The sequence below is a fragment of the Mucilaginibacter sp. JRF genome, from assembly GCF_015223065.1.
In the GTDB taxonomy this organism is placed as follows: Bacteria; Bacteroidota; Bacteroidia; order Sphingobacteriales; family Sphingobacteriaceae; genus Mucilaginibacter.
In genome coordinates this window covers 37,820-50,620 of sequence record NZ_JADFBY010000013.1, presented here as the reverse complement: position 1 = coordinate 50,620, position 12,801 = coordinate 37,820, and the positions used below count along the sequence as shown (strand labels likewise).

The window sequence follows — 12,801 nt, the reverse complement described above, 5'->3', positions numbered from 1 at the left end:
AAAGGCTTGTTTTTAAATAAAATAATAAACTATATATTAGTGAATAATTAAAATATTTAAAAAGTAATGTCAAGATTACAGTTTTTAAATGTTTTGTAGAATGTTTATAAAAAAAAATTAAAAATTGTTTTGGATATGTAACATTAATGTTAAATTGCCTCAACGTTTTTAAAATAACTATTGTAAGCGCGTAAAATATGTACAAAAACTTTACTCAGTACATCATTACTAATCAAAAGCAAAATGCCTGTATAGCAGCAGTGCGCCCTTGTGCTTTTGCAAGCTCTGCAATCGATTTTTATAATCAATCTACACCAGTTTTCATCCAATATAAATCATGGTCTGCGGTATTGAACGGGATAGCGTCTGTTGTTTTAACGGGCAGTTTATTCAGGTCAGGTATATCACCGGCAGATCGGTTAACAGCACTAAAAAAGATATGTATGTTTATTAATTAAGTATTAACCTTTAAACAAAAAAACAATATGAGATAAACGGTACTCCGCAAAAAAAAACAGGAATTATTATTCATAATTCCTGCAAGAAACTAATTAACAAACGGCAATCGCAGTGGCAGCTGTTATTGCCTCATAATCAAGTCACTTTAACCGAGTAAAATTATGAAATATTTTGAACATCCATCGGGTGTAAGGGATAAGTACTGGCTAAAAAAAGCCTCATTAATTTTTAAGTTCTCTATGTTAGCCGTGGCCGCTACCAATTTTAACAACACTGTTGTTGCGGCGCCGGTATCAATTAAAGCAGTAGCTCCAGTAGCGGTTACCGGTAAGGTAGTTGACGAAAACGGCGCTCCCCTTCCGGGTGTATCAGTAGCCGTTAAAGGCTCAAGCGCTGGTACAGTTACCGATGCTACAGGTAAATTCTCTATCAATGCGCCCGATAACGGTACATTGGTTTTCTCATTTATAGGTTATACTACTCAAGAAGTAGCGGTTGCAGGTAAAACTGTAATTAACGTAACCTTACAACCAGCGCAAACAGACCTTAAAGAGGTTGTTGTAACAGCGTTAGGTATCAAAAAAGAACAACGTACCCTTGGTTACGCTGTAACTACAGTAAACAGCGATAACTTTAACAAAGCCCGCGAAACTAACGTTATGTCATCACTATCTGGCCGTGTTGCCGGTGTGAGCATTGGCCAGTCAGCAGGTGGTCCGGGTTCATCAGCCCGCGTTTTATTACGTGGTTTAACCAGCTTCTCAACTAACGGCCCATTATACGTTATTAATGGTGTGCCTATTGATAACACGCAACGTGGTTCATCAGGTGAGTGGGGCGGTGCCGATTATGGTGATGGTATCTCAAACATCAACCCTGATGATATCGAGAGCATCACTGTACTTAAAGGCCAGTCAGCATCTGCACTATATGGTACACGTGCAAGCGGTGGTGTAATTGTGATCACTACTAAAACCGGTAAAAAGAATGCTGGCTTTGGTGTTGAAATAAACAGCAACGTACAATTAGATAAACCGGTTGACAATACTGACTTCCAAAATGTATACGGTCAGGGTCAAAATGGTTTAAAACCAACTACTGCTGATGGGGCATTAGCTTCAGGTAACTTAGCTTGGGGTGCTAAAATGGATGGTTCGCAAGTAATTCAGTTTGACGGTAACAGCTATGCTTACTCACCGGTAAACAATTACCTTGATTTTTACCGTACCGCGCCTACAACTACTAACACTGCTACATTCTCAGGCGGTGGCGAAACTGGTAGCTTCCGCTTATCAGGTTCAAACATGCGCGCTAACTCAATTGTACCTAACAGCTACCTTGATCGTAAAACATTCAACTTTAACGGTATGCAGTCAGTTACTTCAAAACTTGAGGTATCGTTAATGGCCAACTACGTTTACGAGAAAAGTAAAAACCGTTCAGGCTTGAGCGATGGTCCGGGTAACCCGAACAACGTAACCTTTCTGGCTCCAAACCAGGATCAGAGCATCCTTTCACCAGGTACTTTGGCATCAGGCAGAGAGCAAACATTTACAAATGACGTTTATGTAACTAACCCATACTTTGCAGCCAATAACTTTGTTAATAATGTTTACAGAAAACGCTTAATATCAGCGGTTACTGCTAAATATAGCTTTACTAACTGGTTATCAGCACAGGCTCGTTTAGGTTATGATAACATTAATGACGAGCGTATAGGCATTGAGCCAACAGGAACAGCTTATCGTAATGATAATGGTACCATGACTCAAACTAACTATCAGACAGATGAGTTGAACGCGGATATCTTGATCAACGGTCGTCATGACATTGTTAAGGATTTCTTACGTGTAGATATGTCAGTAGGTGGTAACATCCGTAAAAGCAGCTACACTGGTACATTCATCAGCGGTAACGGTGGTTTCATTATCCCTTACTTCTACAGCTTGAAAAACTTTGCAAGCCGTAACGCCAACCCAATTGACGCTTACACTAAGCAAAACGTTAACTCAGCTTACTACTCAGCAGATTTCTCAATTAAAGATTACATCGTTATCGGTACTACCGGTCGTTACGATACATACAGCAGTATCTCATCAGAGGTAGGTCGTGGTATCTTCACGCCATCAGTATCAGGTAGCTTTATCTTCTCTGATCTGTGGAAAATGCAGAATGTTGATTTTGGTAAAGTACGTTTATCATTCGCGCAAAGCAGTGGTGCGGCTAACCCATACACTAACCAGGTTTACTATAACGTGAACAACGCTATCAATGGTACTCCTACTGGTGGTTTCAGCTCTCAATTACCAAACTTGTTCCTGAAACCTTTCACCCTGAAAGAGCTTGAGGCTGGTTTAGAGATGAAATTCTTTGGTGACCGTTTAGGTTTCGACTTGTCTGTTTTCTCACGTAAAACAACTAACGAGATCATCAACAGTACTATTGACCAATCATCAGGTTACACTAACAGGTACATTGGTACAGGTTCAACTCAAAACAGAGGTATCGAGTTAGAATTGCACGGTACTCCGGTTCGTACTGAATCATTCAGCTGGACTCCGTCATTCAACTTAACTTATGTTAAGAACAAGATACTTCAAACAGATGGTGTAACTAACGCAAACATTAACTTCGGTACTTACCGTCCGCTTAACGCGAGCACCGCGCTTGTTGTTGGTTTAGCTGGTCCGCAAATATTAGCTTACGATTATCAGCGTACTGCAAGCGGCCAAATCATTGTTGACGCTAACGGTATTCCACTACAAGGTGCGCTTACCCCAATGGGTTCAGCATTACCAAACCTTTACGGTGGTTTCAATAACAACTTTAACTACAAACAATTCAGTTTATCATTCCTGGTTGATTACCGCTTTGGTAACAAAGTGCTTTCAGCAACTAACTACTACAGTATCTTCCGTGGTTTGAACCAAATGACGCTTGAAGGTCGTGAAGGTGGTGTAACTGTTGATGGTGTAACTGCAAGTGGTGCTGCAAATACTGCAAGCCCTGACGCGCAAACTTACTACCAGGAGTTAGCTCGCCGTATATCATCATTAAACGTGCTTGATGGCAGCTTTATCAAACTTCGTCAGGTAACTTTAGGTTACAACATTCCGAGCAAAGCTTTGGCACGCACTCCATTCGGTGGCATCAACGTGTCATTCGTAGCTCGTAACTTGTGGACCATCATGAAGCATACTGATAATATTGACCCTGAGTCAGGTTTCTCAAACACTATTAACTATGCAGGTATCGAAGGTACAAGCTTACCTTTCACCCGCACTTATGGTCTTAACCTGAACTTAAAACTTAAAAACTAACGACGATGAAGAAGAAATATATATTAGGCTTCCTGCTTGCAGGTGCTACTTTCATGGCCGGATGTACCAAGAACTTCGACGAGGTTAACACTAACCCTAACGCGGTATCAGGAGATCTATTCAATCCTAATTACCTTTTATCGCAGGCGCAGTTCACCTTTTCGCAAACCGGTTACGATCAACTACTTTTCCAAAGTATGTGGACTCAATCACTGGCATCAACATTCAGCTATTACAGCAACGGTGATAAATATGTATTAGGTGGCAGCGGTATTGGTTACTACAACCGTACCTGGAACAGAGGCTACCAGGCTTTAACATTGGTTGATGAGATGAAGAACCTGGTTGCAGGTAACGCTGATTTGAGCAACCTTGATGCCTGTGGTACTATATTACGTGTGTTATTTATACAACGCGTAACCGACCTTTACGGTGATGTGCCTTACTCACAGGAAGGCCAGGCTAAAAACGGTATATTCACTCCGGTGTTTGACCAGCAAGAGGATATATATGCCGCTATGCTTAGCCAGCTTGAAACCGCTACAGCTGCTTTAGATGCTACTAAAGCAGGCCCAACTGCCGATTTATTTTACGGTGGCGATGTAGCGCGTTGGAAAAAGTTAGGCTACACCCTAATGCTTAAAGTAGCTATGCGTATGACCAAAGTTAACGCTACTGAAGCACGTGAGTGGGCTGAAAAAGCTTATGCAGGTGGTACCATGAGTGCTATTACTGATAACGCTAAAACTTATGCCGATAACGCGAACGGTAACGGTAATGATAACGCAGCGGCTTTATTAGTTGCTGACGATTTCCGCGAAGTACGTTGGGGTAAAACATTGATCGATTATATGAAAGCGAACAATGACCCTCGTGTATCAGCCATTGCCGAGATCACTAACGGTAACGGTAAATTACTTAATGAGGACCGTACCAGACCAGGTATCAGCACCTTTGCATCACAAGTAGGTATGCCAAATGGTTATGACCTGTTAGGTGGCAACCGTGATATCTCAACAGCTACAGGTTATCCTGGCGCAACTCCGGCTAACGGTGATGGCGATGCTCCGGCACCGCTTGGCAGATACTCACGCCCTCGTTTATTGGTTTATGATGACCGTAGCGGTGCTAACATCGTATTAACTTACGGTGAGTCTGAACTATTGTTGGCTGAAGCAGCTTCACGCGGTTGGAATACAGGTGTTGCAGCTACTCACTGGGCTAACGCGCTTAGAGCAAACATGCTTACTTTATCGCAAATGAACAGTTCAGGTACAGTTGCAGTGGTTGATGGTGGTGATATAACTACTTACATTGCTGCTCACCCGTTAGTACCGGCTACAGCGTTAGAGCAAATTAACATGGAGTACTATGTACATACATCAGCTACGTTCAACTTTAACGAAACGTTCGCTAACTACCGTAGGTCAGGTTTCCCTGTTATTACTGCTCCAACTTACGTAGGTCAGTATAGCACAACTACACCACGCAGGATGCCTTATCCTGTTACATTAACACAAACCAACGGCGCCAACTATCAGGCAGCTGTTGCAAGCCAAGGTGCTGATAACTTCAACACTCGCGTTTGGTGGGATGTACAATAATAAAACACTTTAAAGCTATCGTTGCGCCCCTGTAATTGGGGCGCAACGATGCTTTAATTTTTTCGCTACTCTCCATTCATTTTTCCCGATGCAGTTTATCAATGTCGGCTTGAGATCGTTCGCTTTGTGTGTTACGGCGGCATTTGCAGTACAAAATGTTTCGCTTGCGCAGCAACCGCTGTTCAGGCAGCTTGATGCGAAACAAACAGGCATCACCTTTGCCAACGCGATAAACGAAACGGAATCTCTCAACGTACTCTCGTACGAATACTTTTACAACGGTGCAGGCGTAGCCGCGGGCGATATCAACAATGATGGGTTGATAGACCTGATGTTTACCGCCAACATGCAGCCCAACAAACTGTACCTAAATTTAGGCGGACTAAAATTTAAGGATATTACCAAAGAGGCCAGCAAGGAATTAGCCGGTCGTTCAGGCTCATGGAAAACAGGCGTTACCATGGCCGATGTTAATGGTGATGGTCTTTTAGATATTTACGTTTGCTACTCGGGCAAGGTTGAAAACGACCAGCGCCGCAATCAACTATTCATCAACCAGGGGAATAACAAGTTTAAGGAAGAAGCAGCCGTTTACGGCCTTGACGACCCGGGTTACAGCACACAAGCCGCGTTTTTTGATTACGACAACGATGGCGACCTCGACATGTTTTTGCTGAACCATAACATCAAAAAAATTGATAATATGGAGCTGGCCCGTTACAAAAACGAAACGGATATGCTGGCGGGCAATAAACTGTTTGAGAATAATAACAATAAGTTTACTGATGTTACTAATAAGGCGGGCATCTTTCAAAATCCGCTCACCTTTGGTTTGGGTATAGCCATTGCCGATATAAACAAGGACGGCTGGCAGGATGTATACGTTACCAACGATTACAACGAGCCCGACTACGTTTACCTGAACAACCACAACAAAACATTTACCGATGCGTCAAAGAAAATGCTGAGGCATTTGTCGCATTTCTCGATGGGGGTTGATATTGCCGACTATAATAACGATGGCCTGCCCGACATCCTGACTCTTGATATGTTGCCCGAGGATAACCACAGGCAAAAATCATTACAACTTGAAGAAAATTATGAGTCGTTTGAGCTGATGCTTAAGCAGGATCTCTACAAACAATATATGCGCAACATGCTACAGCTAAACAATGGCGATGGCACGTTCAGCGAAATAGCCAACATGGCCGGCGTAGCCGCTACCGACTGGAGCTGGTGCCCCCTGATAGCCGATTTTGATAATGATGGTTACAAGGACATCTTTATAAGCAACGGTTACCTGCGCGATTACACCAACAAGGATTTTTTACGTTACTGGGGCGATTACAAGATCAAGAAAGCCATGAGCAAGGAGCCATTCCTGCTGATGGATCTGATCAAGGCTATGCCGTCAACCAAATTGCCCAATTACGTATTCAGCAATAATCATAACCTTACATTCAGCAACAAGCAAACCGAATGGGGCTTAACGGAATCGACCATATCAAGCGGTGCCGTATATGCTGATCTGGATAATGATGGTGATCTGGATCTGATCGTAAACAATATCAATCAGCCTGCGTCAATTTACGAGAACACCCGCAGCCCGGCCAATAACAATTACATCGCCATTAAGTTAAATGGCAAAAAGCCAAATTCGAACGCGGTAGGGGCAAAGGTTTACCTGTATTCACAAACCGGTACACAATACCAGGAAGTAAACCCGAACCGGGGATATTTAAGCAGTACATCAACCATACTTAATTTTGGTTTGGGTGATGCTAAAAAGATTGATTCGCTAAAAATTATCTGGCCCGATCAAATGGTGCAGGTAATCAGCAACCCAACGGTTAACCAGCGTTTGCAGGTTGAGCAGGATGCTACGGTGCCATTTAAGGAGCAGGTTGCTGTCGCCAAAACGATCTTCACAAAACAAAAGCCGCTTATCGATTTTAATCAGCAGGCATTGGCCATTAATGATTTTAAACGCCAGTTACTGATGATGTTCATGTACTCCAAAACATCGCCGGTAATGATAACAGCCGATGTTAATGGCGATGGCTTGCAGGATATTTACATCAGCAGTGCCGATAACACTACCGTAGGTAAAGTTTACCTGCAACAACAAGGAGGAACCTTTAAGGAAACCGAACTTAAGCGCGGGAACGATCAAAACATAGGTACGGTAGCAGCAGCCGCGTTTTTTGATGCCAATGGCGATAAATTCCCTGATCTGTATTTGGGCAAAGGCGGCTATGCTACTTACGAAGCCAACACCGGTAACCTTGAGGATGAACTTTATATAAACGATGGTAAGGGCAACTTTACCTGGGCACCAACCGCTTTGCCATCACAAACGGGGGCAAACAGTAAATCGTGCGTTCGTCCGTTTGATTATGATAATGATGGCGACCTTGACCTGTTTGTTGGCGGTAGAGTAATACCGGGCAAATACCCTACAGCGCCGGAGAGCTTTTGGCTGCTGAATGATGGTCAGGGCAAATTCACCATTGCATCAACAGTTAAACCGGGCATGGTGACTGATGCGCAATGGGTCGACCTGAATAATGATAAACGTGCCGACCTGGTTGTTTGCGGTGAGTTTATGCCGATAATGGTATACCTGAATACCAAAGATGGTTTTGTTGATAAAACAGCCGATTACTTCGCCACCCCTCAAAAAGGCATATGGATGTCTTTAAGCGTAGCAGACGTTAACGCGGATGGCAAACCCGATATTATAGCCGGCAATATGGGCCTAAATTCGGCGCTGCACGCTACTGATAAGCAACCGGCCGAATTATACTATGCCGATTTTGATGGCAATGGCTCGATAGATCCGTTCCTGAATTTTTATGTGCAGGGCAAAAGCTATCCGTTTGTTAGTCGTGATGAATTGAACGAGCAGATATACCCGATGCGCCGCCGTTTTGCATCGTACAGTGCTTATTCGGATGCTACCATTAAAGAGATATTCAACGCTGATGAATTAGCTAAGGCTGGTATACTTAGTATCAATACAACCGAAACTACCTGCTTTATAAATAACGCCGGCAAGTTTGAGGTAACTACTTTGCCAACACAGGCTCAGTTTACGGTAACCACAAAAATTATTACCGGCGATTTTGATAACGATAAACATACCGACATACTGTTACTGGGCAATCATTCTGATAATCGCCTGAAATTTGGCAGCATGGATGCCGGTTACGGCACGCTGTTAAAAGGCGATGGCAAGGGCAAGTTCACCTATGTGCCACAGCCGGAGTCGGGTTTATCAGTAACAGGTGATGTAAAATCGGCCATAGAAGTGAAAGCCGGTAAGGATAAATATTTGGTTGTAGGTACGGCTGAAGGGCCATTGCAATTTTATAAGTACTAATGAAGGGAATTTTACAAAGCTTAGCGTTTGTTATTGTATTGTTTGTTGCCACAACAAGCCAGGCCCAGCAACGCGCCAAAGGTTTCCCTGATTATATGTGGCCGGGGCATGCCATCCATAACGTGAGTATGGTAATGGTGCACGATGTGGTTAGTCCGCCCGTGGCTGCGCGGTACTATTCATATTGCATGCTTGGGGCTTACAATATCGTTACCGCGCATAACAAAAACCTCCCGCAACTTAGTAAGCTGATAAAAACATATTCGCCTACGCACAATATCGATACCGTTAAGGCAGCGTATGATTACCGTATAGCCAGCTATTACAGCATTTTGGAAACAGCCAGGCTGATGCTGCCTTCGGGATTTTTAATTAAGGATGACGAGGAGGCTTTCACCACCCTGGTAAAAAAAACAGGCGTTAAGCAGGAGGTTATTGATAATTCCATCAGAGTAGGGCAGCAGGCAGCGGTAGATGCGGTCAATTTTTCAAAAGGCGACCGCTACGGCAAACTCAGCGCGTTAAAACGCTATACCCCATTACAAGGTGAAGGCTACTGGTACCCAACCCCTCCGGGATATTTTGAGGCTGTTGAACCCAACTGGCGTACCATACGCACTATGGTGCTTGATACGGCCACGCAATGCAAACCAGCACCGCTTACGCCATTCAGTAAAGATACCTCATCGGTATTTTATAAGCAGGTAAAAGAGGTTTATGTGGCCTCCAAAAAACTAACCGACGAGCAAATAAACCAGGCTTTATTTTGGGATTGTAACCCGTTTGCTATCACCACATCGGGCCATATGTCAATCGGGTATAAAAAAATTAGTCCGGGCGGGCACTGGATGCACATAACGGCGCTGGTATCAAAACAGGCTAAGCTATCATTTGATGAAACGATAGCTTTATTGAATGTTGAGGGGATGACCTTGATGGATTCATTCATCGCCTGCTGGGAAGAAAAATTCGCCACCAACCGCATCCGCCCCGAAACATTTATTAACCGGTATATGGATGTAAAGTGGCAGCCCGTGTTGCAAACGCCACCATTCCCGGAGTATACCAGCGGGCACTCGGTTATTTCGGCGGCATCGGCAGAAGTGCTTACATACATGCTGGGCGATAACTTTAAATACGACGACGATACCGAGATACCATTTGGCAGCGGCAAGCGCTCATTTACATCATTCAGGCAGGCGGCGTTAGAGGCCGGCATGTCACGATTTTACGGAGGAATACACTATATAGAAAGCATAGAAACAGGCAGTACACAAGGAAAAAATGTAGCTGGCTTTGTAATAGCCAGGATGAAGGAAGCAGGATTAAAGCCCTGCATTAAATAAGGGAAATTTTTAGCAAGCGAGGAATATGTTACAACCTGATCTGTCTGTACTGAATGATAACGCCAACATTATACAATGTTTGTGTTATAACAATTCATTATCGGGTACCGAAATAAGTAATTACATCAATAAAAGCATACCTTATACCGTTAAGGTTATAAACGGGCTTATAAAGGCCGGAGTTATTGAGAAAAAAGGTTATGCCGATTCGAACGGTGGCCGCAAGCCACTAAAGTATTCGCTCGTGGCCGATACATTCTTTATCATATCAGTGGCCATGAGCCAGTATGATATTGAATATGCGGTGCTCAACCTCAACAACCGCTTTGTAAAGGAAACGGTTAAGGAAAAAATAGTGATATACGATATGCAGGCCGATGAACTGGTTACCCGTATCGATCAGTTTATTAAGGACACCGGTATAGCGCGCGAAAAGTTTATGAGCGTAGGGGTAACCATGCCGGGCTTTATAGCTACCGAGCGCGGTGTTAACCTGAGCTATCTGCATGTTGATGCTGATACTACATTGGCCGATAAGCTTCAGCAGGATTTGGGTATACCGGTATTCATCGAGAATGATTCGACAGCCATAGCCCTGGGCGAGCAAAAGTTTGGTGCAGCGGTTGATCAGAATGATGCCATGATACTTAACCTGGGCTGGGGTATAGGCCTGGGTATGATAGTAGATAACAAGGTGTTTCGCGGGCATAGTGGTTTGGCGGGCGAGTTTAGTCATATATCGTTGGTTAACAATGGTAAAATATGCAAGTGCGGCAAGCGGGGATGTTTGGAAACGGATTCATCACTCATCGCCATTACCGAGAATGCCGTTGCCGAAATGCAGAGCGGACAAAAAAGCAGCCTCAAAAACTATGATGTTGTTGATGTTGACGCCATTATCAGCGAAGCCATACGGGGCGATATGCTGGCCGTAAAATTAATATCAGAGGCGGCGTATAACATTGGCCGTGGTTTGGCCATGCTGATACACATCATGAACCCATCCATTATTGTTTTAAGTGGTAAGGGGAGTGTTATTGGTAAGCTATGGTTATCGCCCATACAGCAGGCTATTTATGAGCATTGTATACCACAGCTGGCTAATGAAACAGAGCTGGTTATATCAAATTTGAATATGAAGGCCCAGTTATTAGGCGGCTCGGTGTTGGTAGTTGAACACCTGGGGCAGCCACTGGTAAGTAAAATACACGCGTTACAAAATAAAGCGGTTACAGTTTATGATAAGTAGATCTATTATATGTAAGGCCTTTGCTGCTGCATCACTGTTGTACAGCACAGGCGTTTTGGGGCAGGCACACAACCTGTCTAAAAAGTACGAAAAGCCCGATGACCCCTTGGTTGTGGCCAAGCTTGCCCAGTGGCAGGATCTGAAATTTGGCCTGTTTATGCACTGGGGTACCTACAGCGAGTGGGGTGTGGTTGAAAGCTGGAGCATTTGCCCCGAAGATGAAGGCTGGACACAGCGTAAAGGCCCTCACTCAGATACCTACAATAACTACCTTAAAGCCTACGAAGGCTTACAAACTACCTTTAACCCGGTAAAGTTCAATCCCGAAAAATGGGTTAAGGCCGCTAACGAGGCCGGTATGAAATACGTGGTATTCACCACCAAGCACCACGATGGTTTCAACATGTTTGATACCAAACAATCAGACTACAAGATCACCGATAAAAAAACGCCTTTCTCATCAAACCCAAGGGCTAACGTTACCAAGGAGATATTCAACGCTTTCCGTAAGGAAAACTTTATGATAGGCGCTTACTTCTCAAAACCCGACTGGCATTCAAAAGATTACTGGTGGCCATACTTTCCGCCAAAGGATCGTAACGTGAATTATGATCCCGTAAAGTATCCTGAACGTTGGGAAGCCTTTAAAAAATTTACTTATAACCAGATAGAGGAGTTAATGACCGGTTACGGCAAGGTTGATATTTTATGGCTCGATGGTGGTTGGGTGCGCCCTAAAGCTACCATTGATACCGCTGTTGACTGGCAGCGCGGCATCAAGTTTAACCAGGATATTGATATGCCGAAAATTGCAGCTATGGCAAGGCAACATCAACCAGGCCTGATGGTAGTTGACCGTACCGTTGCGGGGCAGTACGAGAACTACACTACACCAGAGCAGGAAGTACCCGAAAAACCGTTAAGCTATCCGTGGGAGAGCTGTATCACCATGGGTAATTCATGGAGTTATGTACCGGGCGATAAATACAAATCGGCACATGATGTTATCGACCTTTTGGTTAAAATTGTATCGCGCGGCGGTAACCTGTTGATGAACATAGGTCCGGGCCCTGATGGTGATTGGGACCCTGTTGCTTACGATCGTTTGAAATCGATTGGCGAATGGATGAAGATCAATGGCGAGGGTATATATAACTCGCGCGCGGTAGCGCCATATTCAAATGGTAACGTGTTCTACACCAAGTCGAAAGATAAAAAAGTTGCCTACGCTTACGTATTACCGGAGGGTGAGCAAGGCGATAATGTTACTATAAATGTTGAAGGCATGGGCAAACCTAAACAGGTATTGCTTATGGGCGGCAAGCAAAAAGTGCAATGGAAGGTCGTTGCGGATGGTATAGTGGTGAGCAATTACAAAGCGCTTTATCAAAAGGCGGGCTTAAAAGAGGCCGCAGGTTTTAAAATCATCTATAAATAAGTT

General features: G+C 43.9%; 6 protein-coding genes. All 6 read left to right on the top strand.

The features are described 5' to 3' along the window. Positions 1–620: 620 nt before the first annotated feature. The 6 genes from IM792_RS20360 to IM792_RS20335 all read left to right on the top strand — a co-directional run bounded on the left by IM792_RS20360 (position 621) and on the right by IM792_RS20335 (position 12,798). The gene (locus IM792_RS20360) at positions 621–3,779 is read left to right on the top strand and encodes a SusC/RagA family TonB-linked outer membrane protein (protein WP_228085296.1); all 3,159 of its coding nucleotides are present in this window, start codon (positions 621–623) and stop codon (positions 3,777–3,779) included. 5 nt (positions 3,780–3,784) lie between these two features. Next, positions 3,785–5,383, top strand: coding sequence for a SusD/RagB family nutrient-binding outer membrane lipoprotein (locus IM792_RS20355; protein WP_194103761.1), 1,599 nt, complete (start codon positions 3,785–3,787; stop codon positions 5,381–5,383). Between the two features lie 109 nt (positions 5,384–5,492). Then, a complete protein-coding gene (locus tag IM792_RS20350; RefSeq protein WP_228085295.1) occupies positions 5,493–8,765 on the top strand; it encodes a VCBS repeat-containing protein in 3,273 nt (1,090 codons plus the stop codon). After that, a complete protein-coding gene (locus tag IM792_RS20345) occupies positions 8,765–10,111 on the top strand; it encodes a vanadium-dependent haloperoxidase (RefSeq protein ID WP_194103759.1) in 1,347 nt (448 codons plus the stop codon). The genes IM792_RS20350 and IM792_RS20345 overlap by 1 nt, the downstream gene beginning before the upstream one ends. Before the next feature lie 25 nt (positions 10,112–10,136). Then, entirely contained in the window at positions 10,137–11,360 is a 1,224-nt protein-coding gene (locus IM792_RS20340; RefSeq protein ID WP_194103758.1) for an ROK family protein, read from the top strand. Continuing rightward, on the top strand, positions 11,350–12,798 hold the full coding sequence (locus IM792_RS20335) for an alpha-L-fucosidase (protein WP_194103757.1): 1,449 nt from the start codon (positions 11,350–11,352) through the stop codon (positions 12,796–12,798). Before IM792_RS20340 ends, IM792_RS20335 begins: the two co-directional genes overlap by 11 nt. The last annotated feature ends 3 nt before the right edge of the window (positions 12,799–12,801 follow it).

What these genes read in the sequence shown, in the direction of transcription:
- IM792_RS20360 (WP_228085296.1), top strand. Translation starts at nt 621, where the DNA reads ATGAAATATTTTGAACATCCATCGGGTGTAAGGGATAAGTACTGGCTA.
- IM792_RS20345 (WP_194103759.1), top strand. Translation starts at nt 8,765, where the DNA reads ATGAAGGGAATTTTACAAAGCTTAGCGTTTGTTATTGTATTGTTTGTT.
- IM792_RS20335 (WP_194103757.1), top strand. Translation starts at nt 11,350, where the DNA reads ATGATAAGTAGATCTATTATATGTAAGGCCTTTGCTGCTGCATCACTG.
- IM792_RS20355 (WP_194103761.1), top strand. Translation starts at nt 3,785, where the DNA reads ATGAAGAAGAAATATATATTAGGCTTCCTGCTTGCAGGTGCTACTTTC.
- IM792_RS20340 (WP_194103758.1), top strand. Translation starts at nt 10,137, where the DNA reads ATGTTACAACCTGATCTGTCTGTACTGAATGATAACGCCAACATTATA.